This is a genomic window from Streptomyces sp. NPDC048278 (genome assembly GCF_040652195.1).
Taxonomy (GTDB): Bacteria; Actinomycetota; Actinomycetes; order Streptomycetales; family Streptomycetaceae; genus Streptomyces.
The window spans coordinates 66,195-86,906 of record NZ_JBEZLP010000045.1 but is presented as its reverse complement, the minus strand read 5'-3'; the positions used below and the strand labels follow the sequence as shown (position 1 = coordinate 86,906).

Here is a 20,712-nt window from a genome sequence, read left to right as displayed (position 1 = left end):
CTCCTGTTCGCGCTCGGCGGCCCGCTCCTGCCGCCGGGCCGCGCGCCGCTCGCGGCGGAGCGAGGCGCCCCTTTAGGGGCGCGGGGAACTGCGCGACCAGCCACGACGGCGCCGCACCCGACAACGCACCTCGAAAAGTCAGAGCGACGCTATGACCCGGTCCGCCAGGATGTAGACGTTCTCCTCGCCGCACGCGAACGTCAGCGTGTACGCGCCGGAGATCCCCGACCCGCCCAGCAGGTACGGCGTCTCGCCCGCGCCCAGCGCCGCGGCCAGCCGCTCCGCCGTCTCCCGGTGCCCCGGCGTCATGCACAGCGTCGTGCCGTCGGCGAACACGTACACGTCCAGCGTGCCCAGCGGACCCGGCCGCACGTCGGAGAGCTCCACCTGCGACTCGGCCAGCTGCTCCAGCGTCGCGACCGTCCGCTCGTGGTCGTTCACCACCGGCGACTGCACCGGTACGAAGTCCGGGTGGGACGGGTGACGCCGGCGGGCCGCCGCGAGTTCCGGGGACTCCCCGGCGAACTCGTCGGTCTCCGCCGTCGGCTCGGCGACCGGCTCAAGCCCCACGAAGTCCGTCTGCCGGGGCAGGAACGGTTCCCCGTCGGCCAGCCCCAGCAGCGACGGCGCGTCGGAGGCGTCACGCGCCTCCTGCGCGGCCCAGAAGGCACGTGCCTCGGCCAGCTCCCGCTCCCGCTCCTCGGCCAGCGCCTCCGCCACGGCGGCGCGTATCGCCTCGGCGTCGGCATGGCTGCGAGCCGCCGGCATGAGGGCGCGCAAGGTCGCGGCCTGGTTCTGGGCGAGCTGGGTGTGCAGCTCGGCGACCTGACGGCGCAGCTTCAGTACGGTGCGCAGGACAGCGACGCCCACGGCGCCCGTGGCGGCCGTGGTGAGCAGCAAGGCGATCGGCATGGCGCTCACTGACGTACTCCCGGTTCAAAGTCGACCCCCGACTTCCTACATCAGCTTGAAGGGTGGACTATCAAGCTGTCAGTGCGTAACGTCACGAAGCGGACAGGACTTTGGCCCTGGGGTTTACCGGGACAACGGCGTTGACCTGCGGCGATATCTCCTCAGAGGGAGATAGGTCACATCCTGGGGGAGATTGGATCACAAATCGGCCCGGTGTTCGGGGTTTTCTCGAACACCGGGCCGGGTCGTCACGTTGGGTCCCGTGACGGTCACTCAGGGACTCAGCTGAGGCGCTCGATGACCATCGCCATGCCCTGGCCGCCGCCCACGCACATCGTCTCCAGGCCGAACTGCTTGTCGTGGAACTGGAGGGAGTTGATGAGCGTGCCGGTGATGCGGGCGCCGGTCATGCCGAAGGGGTGGCCGACGGCGATGGCGCCGCCGTTCACGTTCAGCTTCTCCAGCGGGATGCCCAGGTCGCGGTAGGAGGGGATCACCTGGGCGGCGAACGCCTCGTTGATCTCGACCAGGTCGATGTCGTCGATCGTCAGGCCGGCGCGGCTCAGGGCCTGCTTGCTCGCCTCCACCGGGCCGAGGCCCATGATCTCGGGGGAGAGGCCGGTGACGCCGGTGGACACGATCCGGGCGAGCGGGGTCAGGCCCAGCTCGCGGGCCTTGGTGTCGCTCATGATGACGACCGCGGCGGCACCGTCGTTCAGCGGGCAGCAGTTGCCGGCGGTGACCAGGCCGTCGGGGCGGAAGACCGGCTTCAGGCCGGCGACGCCCTCCAGGGTGACGCCGGCGCGCGGGCCGTCGTCCTTGCTGACGACCGTGCCGTCGGGGAGGGTGACCGGGGTGATCTCCCGCTCCCAGAAGCCGTTCTTGATGGCTTCCTCGGCGAGGTTCTGGGAGCGGACGCCGAACTCGTCCATGTCCTGGCGGGTGACGCCCTTGATCCGGGCCAGGTTCTCGGCGGTCTGGCCCATCGCGATGTACGGGTCGGGGAGCAGGTCGTCCTCGCGCGGGTCGTGCCAGGTGGAGCCGGTCGACGCGGCGGTGGCGGCGGTGCGGGCCTGGGCCTCGGCGAAGATCGGGTTCGTGGTGTCCGGGAGGCCGTCGGAGCTGCCCTTGGCGTAGCGGGAGACCATCTCGACACCGGCCGAGATGAAGACGTCGCCCTCGCCGGCCTTGATCGCGTGCAGGGCCATGCGGCTGGTCTGCAGGGACGAGGAACAGTACCGGGTGATCGTGGTGCCGGGCAGGTAGTCCATGCCCATCTGCACGGCGACGATCCGGCCGAGGTTGTAGCCCTGCTCGCCGCCGGGGAGGCCGCAGCCGAGCATCAGGTCGTCGATGTCCCTCGGGTCCAGCTCGGGGACCTTGGCGAGGGCGGCCTGGATGATCGTCGCGGTGAGGTCGTCGGGGCGCAGGTCCTTCAGGGAGCCCTTGACGGCACGGCCGATCGGGGAACGGGCGGTCGAGACGATGACGGCTTCGGGCATCTCACGGCTCCAATGAAAAGGGGCGGCGCGCAGCGCCTCGTTGAGGGGCGGCGGCCGGGCGACGGGTGGGCGTACGGGGGTTGGCAGGGGTGCTTGGGAAGTTACCCGTACGTATGTCATCGGTCACCGGTGTCGGGGTGTGACGCTGGCCGCACTTTCTAAGCGCTTGCTTTTCGCCTGCGGGCCGGTGGGGGTTGCTCGCGCAGTTCCCCGCACCCCTGACGGGGCTCCTCAGCTGCGGGCATGCGTGCCGCTAGGGGCGGCATGGGTGGGCGCGGCGGCACCCTGCAAGCGCCGGTAAGCGTCCCCACCCCACCGCGCACCCCCGCCCACCGTCTCCCTAGTCGGCGCTGCCCGCCCGCGACCTCGCCTCCTCGGAAGTCTGGTCGGACGGGAGCGCCTCCACGTGCTGGCGCCGCCGGCGCTTCAGCAGGGCCCACGGTCCACGCGGCCCCGTCGGCATCGCCGCCGTGACCTCCGTGCCGGCCTCGGCCGCCGCCTCCGCCGCCGCCCGGGCGACCGGCAGGAAACCCTCGCGGCGGGAGACGTCGGGACGCTCCTCCTCCGCCGGCCAGAGCCCGAGGGCCGCGCAGACCGTCGGCAGCACCGCCATCGCCGCGGTGGCGTACCCCTCCGCCGAGGGGTGGAAGTTGTCGGGGCCGAACAGCTCACGCGGGTTGGCCGCGAACTCGGGGCCGAGCAGGTCGCCCAGCGACACCGTGCGCCCGCCCTGCTCCACCGTGCCGATCGTCTGGGCCGCCGCCAGCTGGCGGGACGCCCGCCGGGCCAGCCAGCGCAACGGCTGCCGTACCGGCTCGATCGTGCCCAGGTCGGGGCAGGTGCCGACCACCACCTCGGCCCCCGCCGTGCGCAGCCGCCGGACGGCCGCCGAGAGGTGGCGGACCGAGCGGGTCGGCGGCATGCGGCGGGTGACGTCGTTCGCGCCGATCATGATCACGCAGACGTCGGGGACGGGCGAGGCCGTGCCCAGCACCAGGGCGACCTGGCGGTCCAGGTCGTCGGACTGGGCACCGGGAAGGGCCACGTTGCTGAGCTCCACCGAGCGCTCCGCGACCGCCGCGAGACCGGACGCCAGCAGCGCGCCCGGTGTCTGGGCCGCGCGGTGCACGCCCTGTCCGGCGGCCGTGGAGTCGCCGAGCATGGTCAGGCGGATCGGCGGCTCACCGGAGGCGTCGTAGCCGACGCCGTAACGGCCGTCCGCCACCGGCACCCGGCCGCCGCTGTTGCCGTTGTGCACCGCAGTCCTGGCCATCCGCACCTCGGCCAGCACCAGGCCCACCGCCGCCGCGCCGACCAGCCCGACCCCGCCGCCGCCGTAGGCCGCCCCGGCCGCGATCCGCCGGGCCACCCGCGCCCTCGACATGTTCGTCATGCGTCGCCGCCACCTCCTCGTTGCCGCTCATCCACTCCTTGCCCCGTACAGCCCGTGCGTCAATCTCAACGGGGAGTGAACCTCCGGAACGGGGCCTTAGGCTGGCCACACCACTAGGACCACACCTTTTGCAAGCAACCGGAGACAACGGTGCGATTCCACGACTCGATGATCAGTCTCGTCGGCAACACCCCGCTGGTGAGGCTCAACAGCGTCACCCAGGGCATCCAGGCCACCGTGCTCGCCAAGGTCGAGTACTTCAACCCGGGCGGGTCCGTGAAGGACCGCATCGCGCTGCGGATGATCGAGGCCGCGGAGAAGAGCGGGGAGTTGCAGCCGGGCGGCACGATCGTCGAGCCGACCAGCGGGAACACCGGGGTCGGGCTGGCGATCGTGGCCCAGCAGAAGGGGTACAAGTGCATCTTCGTGTGCCCCGACAAGGTGAGCACCGACAAGATCAACGTGCTGCGGGCGTACGGCGCGGAGGTCGTGGTCTGCCCGACGGCCGTGGACCCGGAGCACCCGGACTCGTACTACAACGTCTCCGACCGGCTGGTCCGGGAGACCCCGGGCGCCTGGAAGCCGGACCAGTACTCCAACCCGAACAACCCCCTTTCGCACTATCACTCGACCGGCCCCGAGCTGTGGGAGCAGACGGCGGGGAAGATCACCCATTTCGTGGCGGGCGTCGGCACCGGCGGGACGATCTCCGGCACCGGCCGCTACCTGAAGGACGCCAGTGACGGCCGGGTACAGGTCGTCGGCGCCGACCCGGAGGGGTCCGTCTACTCCGGCGGTTCCGGGCGGCCCTACCTCGTCGAGGGCGTGGGCGAGGACTTCTGGCCGACCGCCTACGACCGGACCGTCGCCGACGAGATCGTCGCCGTGTCCGACAAGGACTCCTTCCAGATGACCCGGCGGCTCGCCAAGGAGGAGGGCCTGCTGGTGGGCGGCTCCTGCGGAATGGCGGTCGTGGCCGCGCTGCGGGTGGCGGAGCGGCTCGGCCCGGACGACGTGGTGGTCGTCCTGCTGCCGGACAGCGGCCGTGGCTACCTCAGCAAGATCTTCAACGACGAGTGGATGGCCGACTACGGCTTCCTGGAGGACGAGGGCCCCAGCGCCCGCGTCGGCGACGTGCTCAGCGACAAGGCCGGCGGTACCATCCCCTCCCTCGTCCACATGCACCCGGACGAAACCGTCGGGCAGGCCATCGAGGTGCTGCGCGAGTACGGCGTCTCGCAGATGCCCGTCGTCAAGCCGGGCGCCGGACACCCGGACGTGATGGCCGCCGAGGTCGTCGGCTCGGTCGTCGAACGCGAGCTGCTCGACGCGCTGTTCAGCAAGCGCGCCTCCCTGGAGGACCCGCTGGAGAAGCACATGTGCGCCCCGCTGCCCCAGGTCGGCTCCGGCGAGCCGGTCGGCGACCTGATGACGGTGCTGGGCGCGGCCGACGCCGCGATCGTCCTCGTCGAGGGCAAGCCCACCGGTGTGATCAGCCGACAGGACCTGCTGGCCTTTCTCGCCAAGGGCGGCAAGCAGTAGCGAACCTGCGGTGAACGGCCCGTGACCCCGGGGAACTTGCTGTTTCCTGTCCAAGTGGTGGACTTCGCGGAAGTGGTACGAGCGTGTCACGTGCGCGCAGCACCCGCTTAACACGGGTCCGGCAGATTGGTGGGTGTCGGCAGGGCGGGAGCGGCTCCCCGCCCCGGCCGACACCGAACGTCCAAGGACCTCCGGAGCGGCTCCCGGACCTCCATGGACGCCCGGACGTGAGACCCGGCCCTGACCCGGTCCATGTCCCTCGCGGGGACCGCCGTCGTCCCGCCCCCCTTCTAGGGGGTGCGGCGGTCCCCGCGCATTACTTTTCCCGGCTCACTTCACGGTTCGTGCCGTCGTCGCCCAACTGCCCAGCAGGGCAAGCCGTTCCGCCGTCTCCGAGCCCGGTTCCGGCGTGTACGCCACGATCGTCTGGTCCGGGTCCGTCGGGACCGTGAGGGTCTCGTACGGGAGGGTCAGCAGGCCCGCCACCGGATGCCGGATCCGCTTCGTGCCGTACGCGCACTCCTTGACCTCGTGGTCCGCCCACAGCCGGCGGAAGTCCGTGCTCTTCACGGAGAGTTCGCCGACCAGCGCGGCCATGAGGGGGTCGTCGGGGTGCCGGCCCGCGTCGATGCGCAGGTTGGCGACGGCCTGGGCGGCGACGGCGGCCCAGTCCGGGTAGAAGTCCCCGGCCGCCGCGTCGAGGAAGACCTGGCGCGGGATGTTCCGCTCGGCCGGCGCCAGGGCGCTGAACCCGTTCACGGCGTCGCCGAGCGCGTTCCAGGCCAGCACGTCCATCCTGCGGCCCAGCACGAACGCGGGCGTCCGCTCCATGCCGTCCAGCAGCAGCTGTACGCCGAGGCGGATCCGGGGCCGGGACGGGCGCGCGGTGCCCTTGCGCTGCGGGCGGGCCACCGTGAGCAGGTAGGCGTGCTCGGTCTCGTCCAGGCGCAGGACCCGGGCGACGGCGTCGAGCACCGCGTCGGAGACTCCGCCAGGCCCGCGCCCCTGTTCGAGCCGGATGTAGTAGTCGACGCTGACCCCCGCCAGCTGCGCCACCTCCTCGCGGCGCAGGCCCGGTACGCGGCGCCTGCCGTGCGAGGGCAGCCCCACCTCCTCGGGCCGGATGCGGGCGCGGCGCGAGCGCAGGAAGTCTCCGATTTCCCCGTCCATGGGTTCGATCGTAGGGGAGTCGCGTCCGCCCAACCTGGTTCTGCCAGACCCAGGAAAAGCTCAGCCCTGGGTAGGCCGCCCGCCCCGGGCGAGGGTGGAAACACGCCACCGGGGCGGTCCCGGCGGCGCTTCACCAGGGAGTACCTCATGTCGTACGACAACCTGTCCGGCCGTACCGCCGTCGTCACCGGCGCCGCCAGCGGGATCGGGGCGGCCGTGGCCCTGCGGCTCGCCGGGTCGGGGGCCCGGGTGGCGCTGCTCGCCCGGCGCGCGGACCGGCTGGAGACGGTCGTGGCGAAGATCCGGGCGAACGGCGGGGAGGCCCTCGCCGTGGTCGCGGACGTCACCGACGACGCCTCCGTGCAGGCGGCTGCCGACGCCGTGCACGCGGCCTACGGAAGCGTCGACCTCGTCGTCAACAACGCCGGCGTCATGCTGCCGAACCCCGTGGACGACGGCCGTATCGACGAGTGGCAGCGGATGCTCGACACCAACGTGACCGGGGTGCTGCGGGTGCTGCGGGCCTTCACCGGGGACCTCGTGGCGGCGGCGGCCGAGGGCCGTACCGCCGACCTCGTCAACGTGTCGTCGATCGGCGCGCACGCCGTCTTCCCCACCTTCGCGGTGTACGGCGCCACCAAGGCCGCCGTCACCTTCCTCTCGCAGTCCCTGCGCGCCGAGTTCGGGCCGCGTGACGTGCGGGTCACCAACGTCGAGCCGGGGCTCACGGACACCGAGCTCGGCACGCACATCGAGGGCGAGGAGCTGCGCGAGCAGGTGGCCGGCATGTTCGACGGGATGGGTGCGCTGGCCGCGGAGGACCTCGCCGACCTGGTCGGCTACGTGGTGAGCCGTCCCCGGAACGTCAACCTGCGGCAGGTCGTCGTCCAGCCGACCCGGCAGGTGTGAGGCGGCCCGGCCCCGGTGCCGGCGCGGACCCCGGGTCAGTCCTCGGGGTCGCGGTCGGCCCGGTGGAACAGGCCGGGGTTGAGGCGGACGGCCTGGGTCATGTTGACGCCGACGATGCCGATCCAGGTGACGATCACGCCCGTCATGCCGCCGAACGCGCCGCTGATCGCCGAGAGCGGGATCGCCAGCACCAGGGAGACGATCCCGAAGCCGAAGCGCTCGCCCCAGGAGTCGGTGCCCCTGGGCCTGCGGGCCCCTCGGGCCGCCTGCATCTGCTGCTCGGCCAGGCCCCGGCGCAGCCGGCGCTCGACCGCGGTGTCGATGCGCTGGTCGATCTTCTCCAGGAAGGAGTCGACCAGTTCCGACTCGTACTCGGGCCCCAGGTCCCTGCGGGCGTGCAGGGTGGCGGCGAGGTCCTTCTTCAGATCGGTGTCGTGAACGTCCGTCATGGCGTCCACGGTAGGGGCCGCGGGAGCCCGCCGCACTGGGGCAATCCCCCGGATCCGGCGGGGGGTCCGCCCTCAGGGCAGCAGAGACACCAGCCCGCTGCCGGCGTCCAGACGGGCCGCGACCACGGACGCCCCCGCGAACCCGGGGTCCGCCCGGATCGCGTCCCGCGCCCACACCGTCTGGGCCCGCATGGTGTGCTCGGCCCAGTCGCCGGGCAGCGCCCTGGTGCGGCGGGCGGCCGGGGTGATCTCGGCGGCGAGGAGTTCCAGGTGGCCGGGGACGGGCGCGCCGGTGCGCAGCAGGGCGAGGGTGGCGGCGACGGCTCCGCAGCCCTCGTGCCCGAGGACCACGACCAGCGGGACGCGCAGTTCCTGGACGCCGTACTGGAGGGAGCCGAGTACCGCCTCGTCCAGCACCTGGCCTGCGGTCCTTATGGTGAGCAGGTCGCCGAGGCGCTGGTCGAAGACGAGTTCCGGGGCGGCCTCGGAGTCGACGCAGCCGAGCACCACCGCGAACGGGCGCGCTGCGGGGGCCCGGCCGCGGCGGGCGCGGCCGGTGGCGTACCGCCGGTTGCCCTGGAGCAGTTCGTCGAGGGCCGCGCTCGCCGAGTCGGGGACGACGGCCGCCGGCGAGAGGGCGACGGCCGGTGCGCCGACGGCGGTGGCCGTCGGCAGGGCCCTGGGGTTCGAGGCCATGTCGCTTCCTCAGGTGCTGGCGCTGATGGTTCCCATCTGGAGTTCATCACTGTACGCGGCGGAAACGTTACGCTCGGTGTCGGTTTAACGGCTCTTGGGCGGATCATCGCCCGTGCGATACCGACCCGGGCGGCGGGCGGCCGTCAGGCCAGTCCGTGCTGCTTCGCGTACGCGGCGGCCACGTCCTCCGGGTCCTTCTTGTCGTTGTCGACCTGGCTGTTGAGCTGGGTGAGCTGCTCGGTGGTGAGGATGTTGCCGAGCTTGGCGAGGGCCTTGCGGACGGTGTCGTCGGCCTTGCGGTCGGCGATCAGCGGGACGATGTGCTGGCTGGGGATCAGGTTCTTCGGGTCGGCCAGCACCACCCAGTCGTTGGCCGTGATGTCGGTGTCGGTGGTGAACAGGTTCGCCACGTCCACGTCGCCCTTCTTCAGCGCGCCCTTGACCAGCGGCCCGTCCGAGTCGAGCGACTTGAACTCCTTGAACTCGACGCCGTACACCTCCTGGAGCCCGATCGCGCCGACCCGGCGCTTCTTCACCTCGGGCGCGGCCCCGATGACCAGCTTGCCGTTCTGCTTGGCGAGGTCGGCGAGGGAGGTCAGGCCGTACTTCCGGGCGGTGGCCCGGGTGACGACGAAGCAGTCGGAGTCGGCGGCCTGCCCGTACGGCAGCACCTGGAGACCGGCGGGCAGCGCCAGGGTGAGGGCGTTCTGCATGGTGCCCGGCTCGGCGGAGGCGTCCTTGGGGGCGAGGTAGTTGAGGAGGGCGCCCTGGTACTCGGGGAGCAGGTCGATGTCGCCGGCCTTGAGCGCGGGGATCACGATCTCCCGGGTGCCGAGGTTGGGGCGGACCTTCACCTTCACGCCGGCCTTCTCCAGCACGGCCGCGTAGAGGTAGCCGAGCACCTGGTTCTCGGTGAAGTTGGCGGTGCCGATGGTGATGCCGCCCTTGCTGGAGCCGCCGCCGGCGGTCGAGCCGCTGCTCTCGTTCAGGGAGGTGATGCCGCTGGAGCAGGCGGCGAGGGCGGGGACGGAACCGGCGGCGAGCAGGCCACCGAGGAGGGTGCGACGGTTCATCTCGGGTTCCCTAGGCAGTGCGGTGGCGGAAGAGGAAGCGCTGGAGGCTGCTCAGCAGCAGGTCGAGGACGACGGCGACGACCGCGACCAGCACCGCGCCGCCGAGCACCTGGACGAGGTCGCGCTGGGCGAGCCCGTCGAAGACGTAGCGGCCGAGACCGCCGAAGGAGACGTACGCGGCGATGGTGGCCGTGGCCACCACCTGGATGAGCGCGAGGCGCAGGCCCGTCATGATCAGGGGGAGGGCCAGCGGCAGTTCGACCTGGAGGAGCACCTGGTGGCCGCGCATGCCCTGGCCGCGGGCCGCGTCCTTCACGTCCGGGTCGACGGCGGTCATGCCGGCGTAGGTGTTGGTGACGATCGCCGGGACGGCGAGGGCGACCAGCGCCACGTACACCGGCAGCATCGACAGGCCGCCGGCGAGGAAGACCAGCACCACCAGGCCGACGGTGGGCAGGGCGCGGCCGAAGGACGCCAGGTTGATGGCGACGAACGCGCCCTTGCCGGTGTGGCCGATCAGCAGCCCGAGCGGGAGGCCGATCGCGGCGGCGATGAGCGTCGCGAGCAGCGAGTACTGGAGGTGCTCGGCGAGGCGGTGCGCGATGCCGTCGGAACCGACCCAACTGGAGCCGCTGGTCAGCCAGGTGCCGAGGTTCTTGATGAGTTCGAACATGTCAGGCTCGCCTCCGCCGCCACGGGGTCAGTACGTACTGGAGGGCCACCAGCAGGGCGTCCGCGACCACCGCGAGCAGGATCGTGAGGACCACGCCCACGATCACCGGGGTCGGGAAGTCGCGCTGGAAGCCGTCGGTGAAGAGCTGGCCGAGGCCGCCGTCGCCGATGTAGGTGGCGACGCTCACCAGCGAGATGGACATGACCGTGGCGATCCGGACCCCCGCCATGATCACGGGGAGGGCCAGGGGGAGTTCGACGGTGAGGAGGGTGCGCAGCGGGCGGGTGCCCATGGCCTTCGCCGCCTCCTTGGTCTTCGCGGGGACCGAGTCCAGGCCCTCGACCGTGTTCCGGAGCAGCACGACCAGGGTGTAGACGGTCAGGCCGATGACGGTCGTGGTCCGGGTCAGGCCGCTGATCGGCAGCAGCAGGACGAAGATCGCGATCGAGGGGATCGTGAAGAGCACGTTGGACAGGCCGAGCAGGAAGCCGCGCAGCGGGCGGACCCGGTGGGCGACCACCGCCAGCGGCAGCGAGATCACCAGGCCGAAGAAGACGGCGGTCATCGCGGCCTGGAGGTGGGAGAGGGTGAGGCTGGTGAGGTCGTCGGTGTGGTCGCCGATCCACGACCAGTCGACGGTCATGCCGCCACCGCCCGGGCCGCGCTGTGCGCCTGGCCGGCGTGCACGTGGATGTCGTCGCGGGACGAGACGCCGGTGAGGACCCCTTGGGCGTCCACCCGGGCGACGAGTCCGGTCGGGGAGGCGATCGACTCGTCGAGCGCCGCGAGCAGGGAGTCCCCGTCCCTCAGCGGCCGTACGGGGAGTTCGGCGTCCTTCGCGGCCCAGTGCAGGGGCTTGCCGGCCGCGTCGAGGGCGAGGGTCCAGGTGCCGCCCTGGGGTGCCGGGCCCTGCGGGACGCCGGAGAGGGTCTGCAGGGAGAGCAGCTTCAGTCCCCGTTCGGCGCCGAGGAAGTCGGCCACGAAGTCGTCGGCGGGCCGGGCCAGCAGCTCGGCGGGCGGGGCGCACTGGACGAGGTGGCCGCCGGTGCGGAAGATCGCGATGCGGTCGCCGAGCCGGACGGCCTCGTCGACGTCGTGCGTGACGAAGACGATGGTCTTGTTCAACTCCTTCTGGAGTCGCAGCAGTTCGTCCTGGAGCTGGGTGCGGACCACCGGGTCGACGGCGCCGAACGGCTCGTCCATCAGCAGGACGGGCGGGTCGGCGGCGAGCGCGCGGGCCACGCCGACGCGCTGCTGCTGGCCACCGGAGAGCTGGTGCGGGTAGCGCTTGCCGGCGTCGGCGGCGAGGCCGACGGTCTCCAGAAGTTCGGCGGCGCGGGCGCGGGCCTTCTTCCGGTTCCAGCCGAGCAGCAGCGGGACGGTGGCGACGTTGTCCAGCACCGTGCGGTGCGGGAAGAGGCCGGCCTGCTGGATGACGTACCCGATGGAACGGCGCAGTTCGGCGGCGTCCTGCTCGGTGACGTCCTTGCCGTTCACCTTGATCGTGCCGGAGGTCGGCTCGACCATCCGGTTGATCATCCGCAGGGTGGTGGTCTTGCCGCACCCGGAGGAGCCGACCAGGACGGTGACCCCGCCCTCCGGCATCTCCAGGGAGAGATCGTGGACTGCTGTCGTGCCGTTGGGGAAGCGCTTGTGGACCGCATCGAACTGGATCATGAGATGTCCCTTGCCCGGCTGTATAACGTCATGCAGAGTTCTCGTTAGATGAATAGGTTGTCAACGGTCTCGCGTTAATCCGAGGTAACGGATGACCGGTGTACAAGATCGAGTGTCCGGATTGAGGGAGGTTTGGGCGTCATGTCGTCTCACATCTTGGACGCTCCCGGAATTACTCATTCCGGCCTGGTGGTCCTCGACGGCATCGGCCTGGGCGTCGAGGACGTCGTACGCCTCGCCGACGGCACCTCCCGCCCGGTCCCCGGCACCGAGGCGATGCGCCGCGCGGAGGAGTCCTGGAACGCCGCCCGGCAGATCGCCGCGACCGGCCGCGTCTACGGCCGTTCCACCGGCGTCGGCGCCAACCGGAACGAGGACGTCCCCACCGAGGCCGCCGCCGGACACGGACTGCGGCTGCTGCGCAGCCACGCCGGGGCGATCGGCGACGAACTGCCCGCCCGGCAGGTCCGCGCGATGCTCGCGGTGCGGGCCAACCAGCTGCTGGCCGGCGGCGCGGGGCTGCGGCCGAGCGTGGTCACCGCCTTGTGCGAGGCGCTGGAGGCGGGCGCGTACCCGGTCGTCAACGAGTTCGGCTCGGTCGGCACCGGGGACATCGCGGCGCTCGCCCAGGTGGGCCTCGCGCTGGTGGGGGAGCACCCCTGGCGGGGCACCGGGGCGCCGGAGTCCCAGCCGCTGGACAACAACGACGCCCTCGCCCTGATCAGCAGCAACGCCCTCACCCTCGGCCAGTCGGCGCTCGCCCTGCACGAACTGCGCGGGCTGATCGAGGCCACCCAGGTGGTGGCGGCCCTGTCACTGCTCGCCGTCGACGGCTCCCACGAGGCGTTCGCGGCGCCCGTGCACGCGGCCCGCCCGCACCGGGGCAGCGTCGAGGTCGCCCGCCGGATGCGGGAGCTGATCGGCGCCGCCGACCGGCCGACCCCGCCGCTCGGCCGGATCCAGGACCCCTACGGCTTCCGCTGCCTGCCCCAGATCCACGGCCCGGCCCACGACGCCGCCGACGCCCTGGAGCAGGTCCTCGCCATCGAGATCAACGCCGCCGCCGAGAACCCCCTGATCTCCGCCGAGGACCTGGCCGCCTACCACCACGGCGGCTTCTACCAGGCCCAGCTCGCCCTCGCCCTGGACCACTTCCGGCTCGCGGTCACCCAGGTCGCGCGGCTGTCCACGTCCCGCCTCTCCTCCCTCAACGAGCCCGCCTTCACCCGCCTGCGCCCCTTCCTCGCCGACCAGGAGCCCGCCTCCTCCGGCGTGATGATCCTGGAGTACGCCGCCGGCGCCGCCCTCGGCGACCTGCGCGCCTTCTCCGCGCCCGCCTCCCTCGGGCACGCTGTACTCTCCCGAGGCGTCGAGGAACAGGCCAGTTTCGCCTCGCTCGCCGCCCGTCAAACGCTGCGCGCCTGCCGTGCGTACCGTCTGGTGGTCGGCTGCGAACTCGTCGCCGCCGTACGGGCGCTGCGCCAGCGCGAGCTGCGTCCCGACCCCGGGCTCGGGGCCGGGCGGGCGCTGGAGCTCGCCGAGGCGGCGCTGGAGGCGGACCCGGCCGACCGGCCGCTCACGGACGACGTCACCGCGGCGGCCGGGCTGCTCGACCGGTTCACGGACATCTGGAGGGGGAGCACGTCATGAACGTGACCGACAGCCCTGCGACTCGCTTGCAGGCGCTCTTCGAAGGGCACCGGCTCACGCCGACCCAGCGGCGCATCGCGCACAGCATGGTGCGGCGCGCCGCCGACGTGCCCTTCCTGTCCAGCGTGGAGCTGGCCGACCTCGCCGGGGTCAGCCAGCCCTCCGTCACCCGGTTCGCGGTCGCCCTCGGCTTCGACGGCTACCCGGCGCTGCGCAGGCACCTGCGCGAGGTCGTGCCCCCCGAGCAGGCGGCGGGCAACGGGTCGTACAACGAGTACCAGCAGGCCGTCGAGGCCGAGATCGAGAACCTGCGCCACCTCGCCGAGGTGCTCGCCGACCCGCGCCCGGTGCAGCAGGCCGGCCGGCTGCTCGCCGCCTCCCGGCCGCTGCCGGTGCTCGGCCTGCGCGCCGCCGCCTCGCAGGCCTACGGCTTCGCCTACTTCGCCGCCAAGGTCCACCCCGACGTACGGCTGCTCAACGAGGGCGGCACCATGATCCACGACCGGATCGACGCGGCCGTCCTCGCCGGTGCCTCGGCGCTGCTCTGCTTCGCGCTGCCCCGGCACCCCCGCGAGGTCGTCGACACCCTCGGGTACGCGAAGGAGGCCGGGCTGACCGTCGTGACCGTCGCCGACTCGGCCTTCGCGCCCGTCGCCAAGGTCTCCGACCTGCTGCTGCCGGCCGCCGTCGGCACCGGACTCGCCTTCGACACGGCGTGCGCGCCGATGCTGCTCGGCCGGGTGCTCCTGGAGGCGATGTGCGACGACCTGCCGGACGCGCAGGCCCGCCTGGAGGAGTTCGACACACGGGCGGCGGCACGCGGGCTGTTCGTCGAGTGAACCTTCGCCGAAGGGCTCTTTAAGGCTCGTCTCACGTTCGCTGGTTAGCGTCCCGCCGTACGGACTGGACCGACACCGGCGAGGAGGCCGCGGACATGGCGCGTGGGGCACGGGAAGGGCGCGGCGGACAGGGACTGGCCCGGGTGGCCGTGGTCGTACGGGCCGGGGCCGCGCCGCTGTGGTGGTGCGGGGTGTTCGCCGCGGGCGTCGGGGTGCTGCCGCCGGGGTTCACCGGACGCCGTATCGGCGTCATGGCCGGGGCCGCGCTGTTCATCGTCGCCGCCGCCGTCGTGGCGCTCACCCGACGCAGGCGGTACACCGCCCTGGTGCACGGGGCCGCCCGGGCCGGCAAGCACGACGTGCTCCAGGACCGGGCGGTGACCGTGCGGAACTGGCGCCGGGGGCACCGCTGGTGGCTGCTGTCGGCCTTCGCCGTCGCCCTCGGTTCGGCCTTCGTGCTGCCCGCGGCGGGCGGCATGCTGCTCGCCGGGACCGGCACCGGACTGCGCCTGAAGGCGGCCTGGCTGGGCCGCCGGGAGAAGACCGGCGAACAGCTGGTGTGGCTGCGCGTCGACTGGCTCGACAGGCGCGGCGGCGGCCCGGCCCGCAAGACCGTCAAGGCCTACCGCGGTACCGGCATCGCGGCGGGCGACGCGGCCCCGGGCGGGGCCCGCCGCCGCACCGCGGCGCTGGTCTGAGGGTCGCTCAGACCTCCAGGTCCTCTTCGATCCGCTTCAGCTGGTGCCGGGCCATCGCCAGGTTGGCGCGGGCCTGGTCGAGCACCAGGTAGAGGAAGAGGCCGTTGCCGCCCCGGCCCTTGAGCAGCCGGATCAGGTGGTACTGGTTGGAGAGCGTGATCAGGATGTCCTCGATGTCGCCCTTGAGGCCGAGGTGCTCCATGGTGCGCATCTTGGCGCGGATCACGTCGGTGTTGCCGGCCGCGGCCACGTTCAGGTCGAAGGACTTGCTGCCGCCCATCGTGCCCAGCGCCATCCCGCTGGTGTAGTCGACGAGCGCCACGCCGGTGGCACCCTCGATGGAGGTCAGGCACTCTTTCAGCGCGGTTTCGGTGTTGGCCATGACTTTCTGGTTCCTCTCAACTGTCGGTTGCGGTGCGCGCGTCGGTGGTGGTGCTGGTACGCGGCGTGCGCGCGGTTCTGGTCCGTGTGGCCGTGCTGCGGGCGGGGCGCAGGGCCTTGGCGGCGGCCTCGGCGGCGTCGACCACCTCGCCGATCCGGGCGGCGGCCCGGCGGCCCTCCAGGTGGAGCCGGCCGACGTTCACCCGGTCCTCGGCGAGCAGGGTGAGCACGGCGCTGCGGCCGGCCGCGTAGGTGGCGACATAGCCGTCCTCGCCGCGCACCAGCAGCTCCCTGAGCTCGCCCTTGCCGGTGGCGTCGGAGACCCGGACGGCGACGCCGAGCTCGGCCGCGGTGAGCGCGGCGAGCCCCTCCGGGTCGACGCCCGGGCAGTCGTGGGCGACGACCAGGCCGTCCACACCGGCCGCGAGGGCTCCGGTGAGCTGGGGCATCCGGGTGCGTAACCGGCGCAGTTCGTCGAGGACGGCCTCTCTGTCGGAGCTGCCGGGTTCTGCCGCCATCAGCTGTCTCCTCTCGGCGGGGCGGTGCCGTTCAAAGGGCCTCCAGCGCATCCCTGAGCCTCTTCAGCAGCGCGATGTCGGGGTCGGTGACCGGGGGAAGCGGGGGCGGGAGGGGCGCGGTGTTCCTCGCGGTGAGGAGTCCGGCCGCCGCCAGCCGCCGTACGTCCACCAGCGTGTGGAAGGCCGGCCTGCCCAGCTCCCGGGCGATCTGCGGGGCCGTGCGGACGCCGTCCACCCGGTCCAGGACCGCCCGTTGCCGGGGGGTGACCGGCGGTGGCGCGACCGGGTCGGCGCGGATCAGCGGGGTGCCGTCCGCCGACGGGTCGGGCCAGATGCGGTACAGCAGCTCGCGGCGGCGCAGGGTCTCGCGCTCCAGGGCGGTGACGGGGACCGGGCGCAGCGGTTCGACGGCGGCCGTGGTGCCGTACCGGAACCGGCCCGGGGTGCTGCTGGGCGCCAGTGCGAAGTACCCGGCGTCGTACAGGACGTTGAGCCGGCAGACCTCCAGGGCGCCCCTCGGCAGCAGGCCGGCGGCGAGCAGCCGGCGGATGGCCGCGGGTATGTCGTCGGTCCAGGGCCAGGCCGCCGCGTCGAGCGTGCCGCGGGCCGTGAGGAGCACGTCGAGGCCGGGGGCGAGCGGGCTCTCGGCGTGCACCACGCGGCCCTCGGCCAGGTGCAGGGTGCCGTGCTCGCGGACCAGCACACCGGTGGCCCGCTCCTCGGCGAGGCGTATCAGCATCGGGGAGAGCGCGCCGGGCGCTCTCTCGTGCAGGGCCGTCCGGTCGCGGACCGGCAGCGGCGGCGGCGTCTCGACCACGGTCATCCCAGCACCAGCCGCTCGGCCATCTCGCCGAGCCGGATCCGGGCGAGGGCGAGATTGCCGTCCTCGCGGGTCAGCCACAGATGCAGGAACACGGTGGCGTCGAAGGACGTGACCACGAACCGCAGCAGGTGGTAGCTGTCCCGGTTGCTGACGATCAGGTCCTCCACCGGAGGACTCACCTCGGTGTCGTCCTCCGTGCTGAACGCCCCGTGCTCGGCGGCCAGCCGGGCCAGCTCGGCGGCCTCTGCGGCGGTGGTCTCGTGGTCACCGCCGGGCGCCTCGCCGACCGTGCCCAGGGCCAGCCCGCTGGTCCAGTCGACCAACGCGGCGCCCCGGGCCCCGGGCAACCGCATCGCTTCCAGTAAGCACTCGTCGATTCCGGGCACCGTGGCTCCCCTCCCGCCGCGTGGCTCTCCGGTTGAGTGACGCAGACACTACGCAACGTGTGCGGGAGGGGTGAGTCGTTTGGCATTTTCCAGTGGAACATGCGCCCGGCAGACTAGTGTTGGTCAACTGAGCTGCTTTTCGCACCAGTTGATCCCTGCTGTCCGAGGTGTCTCAACGGCTTCCGGTTGCGTGCAGGGTGGTGAGCGCGTCGGCGTGCGCCCCTCCGGATTCGGCCACGACCTCGGCGACCGTCTGCGGCTCCCGGACGACGGCGAACGCCACGCCCCCGCCGCCGTCCGGTGCGAAGCCGTAAACCCCCGGCCGGGCAAGGGAGTTGTAGGAGTAGTGGCTGCCGAAGTAGTACGCCCCGGTGTCCAGCGCCGCCGCGAGGTCGCCCTGCTCCAGGGGCGGCAGCACGCGCCCCTCGGCGAGCAGGTCGCCCGCGAAACAGGCCGGCCCGGCCACGTCCTGCACCACCGGCGCCCCCTCCTTGGGCCGCCCCTTCGCGTCGTACGCGGCGATCCGGAGCGGCCACGCCCCCGGCACGTACACCGTCCGCGGCGCCACCTGCACCCCCGCGTGCGTCACCGCGATCCGCCGGCCGCCGGAGCTCTTCGCGTACTCCACCCGGGCCACCACCGTGCCGTGCCGGGCCAGCAGCGACCGCCCGAACTCCGTCACCAGCCCGTACCGCCCGTCGAACAGCCCCGGCACCGCCTCCGCCAGCAGCCGCGCGTACTGCGCGAAGGTCGGCTCCGTCGCCTCCGAGGCGAAGTTGACCGAAAGCCCGCCCCCGATGTCGAGGGTGTCGACCTGCCGCCGCCCGGCCCGCGCGTTGATCTCCTCGGCCAGTGCGTACGTCTCCGCCACGCCCCGCGCCAGCAGCGACAGCGAGATCCCCTGCGACCCGGTGTGCGCGTGCAGCCGCGTCAGCCACGGCCGCTCCGTGAACGCTTGGACGACCCACTCCCGGGCCCCCTCGTCCCGCAGCCCCACCCCGAACTTGGAGGTCGCGGTCGCGGTGGAGGTGGCCGCGATCGCCCCGGCCCCGATCTGCGGGTTCACCCGGATCCCGAGCGGCGAGGCGGTGCCGCCCGTGCTCACGAGCGCGTCGAGGCGCCGGAGCTCCTGCGGGTTGTCCGCGTTCACGGCCACGCCCAGCGCCAGCGCCTCGCGCAGCTCCGCCGCCGTCTTCGCGGGCGCGTCGAACACGATCCGCTCCGCCGGCGTCCCGGCCGCCCGGGCCAGCGCCAGCTCGCCCGCGCTGGCCACCTCGGCGCCCAGGCCGGCCTCGGCCAGCAGCCGCACCACCGGGACCAGCGGGTTCGCCTTCACCGCGAAGGCGTGCAGGACCGCGGTGCCGGGCGCCGCGACCGCCCCGAAGGCCCTGTGCAGCTCCGCGGCCGACGCGCGGATGCCCGCCACGTCCAGCAGGCCTACGATCGGCGCGTCCGGCCCCAGCAGCCCCTGCTCCACCGCCGCCCGCACGGCGTCGTCCCGGCGCCCGCCCCGCTCGCCGTCGTCCTCCGACATGTCATCGTCCACACCCTTAAGACCCATAAGTCCAGCGAAACATCCGGAACGCGGCCGTGCTGGCGGACCGGATGTATTGACTAGTTCTATTCAGGAAGTCAGGATGTGAATAACCGCAGGAACACTTCGCTGGCCGTTGATCCCGGATCCGCTAGGAGGCAGACCATGTCAGGACCCCGCCCCGTACGAGCGCCGCGCGGTACGGAACTGAGCGCCCTGGGATGGCAGCAGGAAGCCGCCCTGCGGATGCTGCAGAACAACCTGGACCCCGAGGTCGCCGAACACCCCGACAAGCTCGTCGTCTACGGCGGCACCGGCAAGGCCGCCCGCGACTGGCGCTCCTTCGACGCCATGGTCCGCACCCTGCGCACCCTCAAGCAGGACGAGACCATGCTGGTCCAGTCCGGCCGCCCGGTCGGCGTCATGCAGACCCACGAGTGGGCCCCGCGCGTCCTCATCGCCAACTCCAACCTCGTCGGCGACTGGGCCAACTGGGAGGAGTTCCGCCGTCTGGAGGCCCTCGGCCTCACCATGTACGGCCAGATGACCGCCGGCTCCTGGATCTACATCGGCACCCAGGGCATCCTCCAGGGCACCTACGAGACCTTCGCCGCCGTCGCCGCGAAGAAGTTCAACGGCACCCTCGCCGGGACCATCACCCTCACCGCCGGCCTCGGCGGCATGGGCGGCGCCCAGCCCCTCGCCGTCACCATGAACGACGGCGTCGCGATCTGCATCGACTGCGACCCGCGCGCCATCGAGCGCCGCATCGAGCACCGCTACCTCGACGTGAAGGCCGACAGCCTGGAGCACGCCCTCCAGCTGGCCACCGAGGCCCGGGACGCCCGCCGCCCGCTCTCCATCGGCCTGCTGGGCAACGCCGCCGAGCTGCTGCCGCGGATGCTCGCCGAGGGCGCCCCGATCGACATCGTCACCGACCAGACCTCGGCCCACGACCCGCTGTCGTACCTGCCGGTCGGCGTCGCCTTCGAGGACATGGCCGACGCCGCGGCCAAGGACCCGGCCGGGTTCACCACCCGCGCCCGCGAGTCCATGGCCCGCCACGTCGAGGCCATGGTCGGCTTCATGGACGCCGGCGCCGAGGTCTTCGACTACGGCAACTCCATCCGAGGCGAGGCGCAACTGGCCGGATACGACCGCGCGTTCGCCTTCCCCGGCTTCGTCCCCGCCTACATCCGCCCGCTCTTCTCCGAGGGCAAGGGCCCCTTCCGCTGGGCCGCCCTGTCCGGAGAGGCCTCCGACATCGCCAAGACCGACAAGGCGATCCTCGACCTCTTCCCCGAGAACGAGTCCCTGCACCGCTGGATCAAGCTGGCCGGTGAGCGCGTCCACTTCCAGGGCCTGCCCGCGCGTATCTGCTGGCTCGGCTACGGCGAGCGGGACAAGGCCGGCGAGCGGTTCAACGACATGGTCGCGAGCGGCGAGCTGGCCGCGCCGCTGGCCATCGGCCGCGACCACCTCGACTGCGGATCCGTCGCCTCCCCCTACCGCGAGACCGAGGCCATGCTGGACGGCTCCGACGCGATCGCCGACTGGCCGCTGCTGAACGCGATGGTCAACGTGGCGTCCGGCGCGTCCTGGGTCTCCATCCACCACGGCGGCGGGGTCGGCATGGGCCGGTCCATCCACGCCGGGCAGGTGACCGTCGCCGACGGTACGAAGCTCGCCGGTGAGAAGATCCGCCGGGTGCTGACCAACGACCCCGGGATGGGTGTCATCCGGCACGTGGACGCGGGGTACGACATCGCGGAGTCGGTCGCCGACGAGCGGGGCGTCCGGGTGCCGATGCGCGAGGGCGGCGACGCGTGACCCCACACGAGGGTGGACGCAGCGGCAACGCTCCGGTGGGGGCTGAGCTCTCGTCGC

At 72.5% G+C, this 20,712-nt stretch carries 21 protein-coding genes; 6 read left to right on the top strand and 15 right to left on the bottom strand.

What is annotated here, in order from left to right:
* Positions 1-138: 138 nt before the first annotated feature.
* From AB0D74_RS44695 to AB0D74_RS44685, 3 genes are all read right to left on the bottom strand, one after another.
* Positions 139-921: a hypothetical protein gene (locus tag AB0D74_RS44695; RefSeq protein WP_362600239.1), complete on the bottom strand. Its 783-nt coding sequence runs from the start codon at positions 919-921 to the stop codon at positions 139-141.
* Positions 922-1,193: 272 nt separating this feature from the next.
* Complete coding sequence (locus AB0D74_RS44690) at positions 1,194-2,414, bottom strand: acetyl-CoA C-acetyltransferase (protein WP_362600237.1); 1,221 nt, start codon at positions 2,412-2,414, stop codon at positions 1,194-1,196.
* A gap of 340 nt (positions 2,415-2,754) precedes the next feature.
* A complete protein-coding gene (locus AB0D74_RS44685) occupies positions 2,755-3,807 on the bottom strand; it encodes an SGNH/GDSL hydrolase family protein (RefSeq protein ID WP_362600235.1) in 1,053 nt (350 codons plus the stop codon).
* A 150-nt stretch (positions 3,808-3,957) separates the two neighbouring features.
* Between AB0D74_RS44685 and AB0D74_RS44680 the strand changes: the two genes are divergently transcribed.
* Positions 3,958-5,349: a cystathionine beta-synthase gene (locus AB0D74_RS44680; protein WP_362600233.1), complete on the top strand. Its 1,392-nt coding sequence runs from the start codon at positions 3,958-3,960 to the stop codon at positions 5,347-5,349.
* 330 nt (positions 5,350-5,679) lie between these two features.
* Here AB0D74_RS44680 and AB0D74_RS44675 read toward each other — a convergent pair whose 3' ends face one another.
* On the bottom strand, positions 5,680-6,519 hold the full coding sequence (locus AB0D74_RS44675; RefSeq protein ID WP_362600231.1) for a helix-turn-helix transcriptional regulator: 840 nt from the start codon (positions 6,517-6,519) through the stop codon (positions 5,680-5,682).
* Between the two features lie 147 nt (positions 6,520-6,666).
* Here AB0D74_RS44675 and AB0D74_RS44670 point away from each other — a divergent pair, with 147 nt between their 5' ends.
* Complete coding sequence (locus AB0D74_RS44670; protein WP_362600229.1) at positions 6,667-7,428, top strand: SDR family oxidoreductase; 762 nt, start codon at positions 6,667-6,669, stop codon at positions 7,426-7,428.
* A 35-nt stretch (positions 7,429-7,463) separates the two neighbouring features.
* Here the strand turns inward: AB0D74_RS44670 and AB0D74_RS44665 are convergent, their stop codons facing one another.
* From AB0D74_RS44665 to AB0D74_RS44640, 6 genes are all read right to left on the bottom strand, one after another.
* Complete coding sequence (locus tag AB0D74_RS44665) at positions 7,464-7,877, bottom strand: hypothetical protein (RefSeq protein ID WP_362600227.1); 414 nt, start codon at positions 7,875-7,877, stop codon at positions 7,464-7,466.
* A 72-nt stretch (positions 7,878-7,949) separates the two neighbouring features.
* On the bottom strand, positions 7,950-8,573 hold the full coding sequence (locus tag AB0D74_RS44660; RefSeq protein WP_362600225.1) for a carbonic anhydrase: 624 nt from the start codon (positions 8,571-8,573) through the stop codon (positions 7,950-7,952).
* Positions 8,574-8,716: 143 nt separating this feature from the next.
* Positions 8,717-9,646: an ABC transporter substrate-binding protein gene (locus AB0D74_RS44655; protein ID WP_362600224.1), complete on the bottom strand. Its 930-nt coding sequence runs from the start codon at positions 9,644-9,646 to the stop codon at positions 8,717-8,719.
* Between the two features lie 10 nt (positions 9,647-9,656).
* On the bottom strand, positions 9,657-10,319 hold the full coding sequence (locus AB0D74_RS44650; RefSeq protein ID WP_362600222.1) for an ABC transporter permease: 663 nt from the start codon (positions 10,317-10,319) through the stop codon (positions 9,657-9,659).
* Between the two features lies 1 nt (position 10,320).
* A complete protein-coding gene (locus tag AB0D74_RS44645) occupies positions 10,321-10,962 on the bottom strand; it encodes an ABC transporter permease (protein WP_362600220.1) in 642 nt (213 codons plus the stop codon).
* On the bottom strand, positions 10,959-11,996 hold the full coding sequence (locus tag AB0D74_RS44640) for an ABC transporter ATP-binding protein (RefSeq protein WP_362600219.1): 1,038 nt from the start codon (positions 11,994-11,996) through the stop codon (positions 10,959-10,961). The genes AB0D74_RS44645 and AB0D74_RS44640 overlap by 4 nt, the downstream gene beginning before the upstream one ends.
* A 141-nt stretch (positions 11,997-12,137) precedes the next feature.
* On the opposite strand from AB0D74_RS44640, the gene AB0D74_RS44635 reads away from it, so the two are divergent.
* From AB0D74_RS44635 to AB0D74_RS44625, 3 genes are all read left to right on the top strand, one after another.
* Positions 12,138-13,646 (top strand): aromatic amino acid ammonia-lyase, encoded by a 1,509-nt coding sequence (locus tag AB0D74_RS44635; protein WP_362600217.1) that lies wholly within the window; start codon positions 12,138-12,140, stop codon positions 13,644-13,646.
* Positions 13,643-14,485: a MurR/RpiR family transcriptional regulator gene (locus AB0D74_RS44630; protein ID WP_362600215.1), complete on the top strand. Its 843-nt coding sequence runs from the start codon at positions 13,643-13,645 to the stop codon at positions 14,483-14,485. Before AB0D74_RS44635 ends, AB0D74_RS44630 begins: the two co-directional genes overlap by 4 nt.
* Positions 14,486-14,580: 95 nt before the next feature.
* Positions 14,581-15,183 (top strand): hypothetical protein, encoded by a 603-nt coding sequence (locus AB0D74_RS44625; protein WP_362600213.1) that lies wholly within the window; start codon positions 14,581-14,583, stop codon positions 15,181-15,183.
* 7 nt (positions 15,184-15,190) lie between these two features.
* On the opposite strand, the gene AB0D74_RS44620 is transcribed toward AB0D74_RS44625, so the two are convergent.
* The 5 genes from AB0D74_RS44620 to AB0D74_RS44600 all read right to left on the bottom strand — a co-directional run bounded on the left by AB0D74_RS44620 (position 15,191) and on the right by AB0D74_RS44600 (position 18,825).
* Complete coding sequence (locus tag AB0D74_RS44620) at positions 15,191-15,565, bottom strand: hypothetical protein (RefSeq protein ID WP_355717317.1); 375 nt, start codon at positions 15,563-15,565, stop codon at positions 15,191-15,193.
* 16 nt (positions 15,566-15,581) lie between these two features.
* Positions 15,582-16,082, bottom strand: a complete 501-nt coding sequence (locus AB0D74_RS44615) for a roadblock/LC7 domain-containing protein (RefSeq protein ID WP_362600211.1) — start codon at positions 16,080-16,082, stop codon at positions 15,582-15,584.
* 31 nt (positions 16,083-16,113) lie between these two features.
* Positions 16,114-16,905, bottom strand: a complete 792-nt coding sequence (locus tag AB0D74_RS44610; protein ID WP_362600209.1) for a transcriptional regulator — start codon at positions 16,903-16,905, stop codon at positions 16,114-16,116.
* Positions 16,902-17,291, bottom strand: a complete 390-nt coding sequence (locus AB0D74_RS44605; RefSeq protein WP_046731666.1) for a hypothetical protein — start codon at positions 17,289-17,291, stop codon at positions 16,902-16,904. The genes AB0D74_RS44610 and AB0D74_RS44605 overlap by 4 nt, the downstream gene beginning before the upstream one ends.
* Before the next feature lie 172 nt (positions 17,292-17,463).
* A complete protein-coding gene (locus AB0D74_RS44600) occupies positions 17,464-18,825 on the bottom strand; it encodes a diaminopimelate decarboxylase (protein WP_362600207.1) in 1,362 nt (453 codons plus the stop codon).
* 165 nt (positions 18,826-18,990) lie between these two features.
* Between AB0D74_RS44600 and hutU the strand changes: the two genes are divergently transcribed.
* Complete coding sequence (hutU, locus tag AB0D74_RS44595) at positions 18,991-20,655, top strand: urocanate hydratase (RefSeq protein ID WP_362600205.1); 1,665 nt, start codon at positions 18,991-18,993, stop codon at positions 20,653-20,655.
* Positions 20,656-20,712: the final 57 nt, after the last annotated feature.

Bases quoted from the DNA above. Each gene is read 5' to 3' on its own strand.
- AB0D74_RS44690 (WP_362600237.1), bottom strand. From the start codon at position 2,414: ATGCCCGAAGCCGTCATCGTCTCGACCGCCCGTTCCCCGATCGGCCGT.
- AB0D74_RS44685 (WP_362600235.1), bottom strand. From the start codon at position 3,807: ATGACGAACATGTCGAGGGCGCGGGTGGCCCGGCGGATCGCGGCCGGG.
- AB0D74_RS44675 (WP_362600231.1), bottom strand. From the start codon at position 6,519: ATGGACGGGGAAATCGGAGACTTCCTGCGCTCGCGCCGCGCCCGCATC.
- AB0D74_RS44670 (WP_362600229.1), top strand. From the start codon at position 6,667: ATGTCGTACGACAACCTGTCCGGCCGTACCGCCGTCGTCACCGGCGCC.
- AB0D74_RS44665 (WP_362600227.1), bottom strand. From the start codon at position 7,877: ATGACGGACGTTCACGACACCGATCTGAAGAAGGACCTCGCCGCCACC.
- AB0D74_RS44660 (WP_362600225.1), bottom strand. From the start codon at position 8,573: ATGGCCTCGAACCCCAGGGCCCTGCCGACGGCCACCGCCGTCGGCGCA.
- AB0D74_RS44655 (WP_362600224.1), bottom strand. From the start codon at position 9,646: ATGAACCGTCGCACCCTCCTCGGTGGCCTGCTCGCCGCCGGTTCCGTC.
- AB0D74_RS44650 (WP_362600222.1), bottom strand. From the start codon at position 10,319: ATGTTCGAACTCATCAAGAACCTCGGCACCTGGCTGACCAGCGGCTCC.
- AB0D74_RS44645 (WP_362600220.1), bottom strand. From the start codon at position 10,962: ATGACCGTCGACTGGTCGTGGATCGGCGACCACACCGACGACCTCACC.
- AB0D74_RS44640 (WP_362600219.1), bottom strand. From the start codon at position 11,996: ATGATCCAGTTCGATGCGGTCCACAAGCGCTTCCCCAACGGCACGACA.
- AB0D74_RS44635 (WP_362600217.1), top strand. From the start codon at position 12,138: ATGTCGTCTCACATCTTGGACGCTCCCGGAATTACTCATTCCGGCCTG.
- AB0D74_RS44630 (WP_362600215.1), top strand. From the start codon at position 13,643: ATGAACGTGACCGACAGCCCTGCGACTCGCTTGCAGGCGCTCTTCGAA.
- AB0D74_RS44625 (WP_362600213.1), top strand. From the start codon at position 14,581: ATGGCGCGTGGGGCACGGGAAGGGCGCGGCGGACAGGGACTGGCCCGG.
- AB0D74_RS44620 (WP_355717317.1), bottom strand. From the start codon at position 15,565: ATGGCCAACACCGAAACCGCGCTGAAAGAGTGCCTGACCTCCATCGAG.
- AB0D74_RS44615 (WP_362600211.1), bottom strand. From the start codon at position 16,082: ATGGCGGCAGAACCCGGCAGCTCCGACAGAGAGGCCGTCCTCGACGAA.
- AB0D74_RS44610 (WP_362600209.1), bottom strand. From the start codon at position 16,905: ATGACCGTGGTCGAGACGCCGCCGCCGCTGCCGGTCCGCGACCGGACG.
- AB0D74_RS44600 (WP_362600207.1), bottom strand. From the start codon at position 18,825: ATGTCGGAGGACGACGGCGAGCGGGGCGGGCGCCGGGACGACGCCGTG.
- hutU (WP_362600205.1), top strand. From the start codon at position 18,991: ATGTCAGGACCCCGCCCCGTACGAGCGCCGCGCGGTACGGAACTGAGC.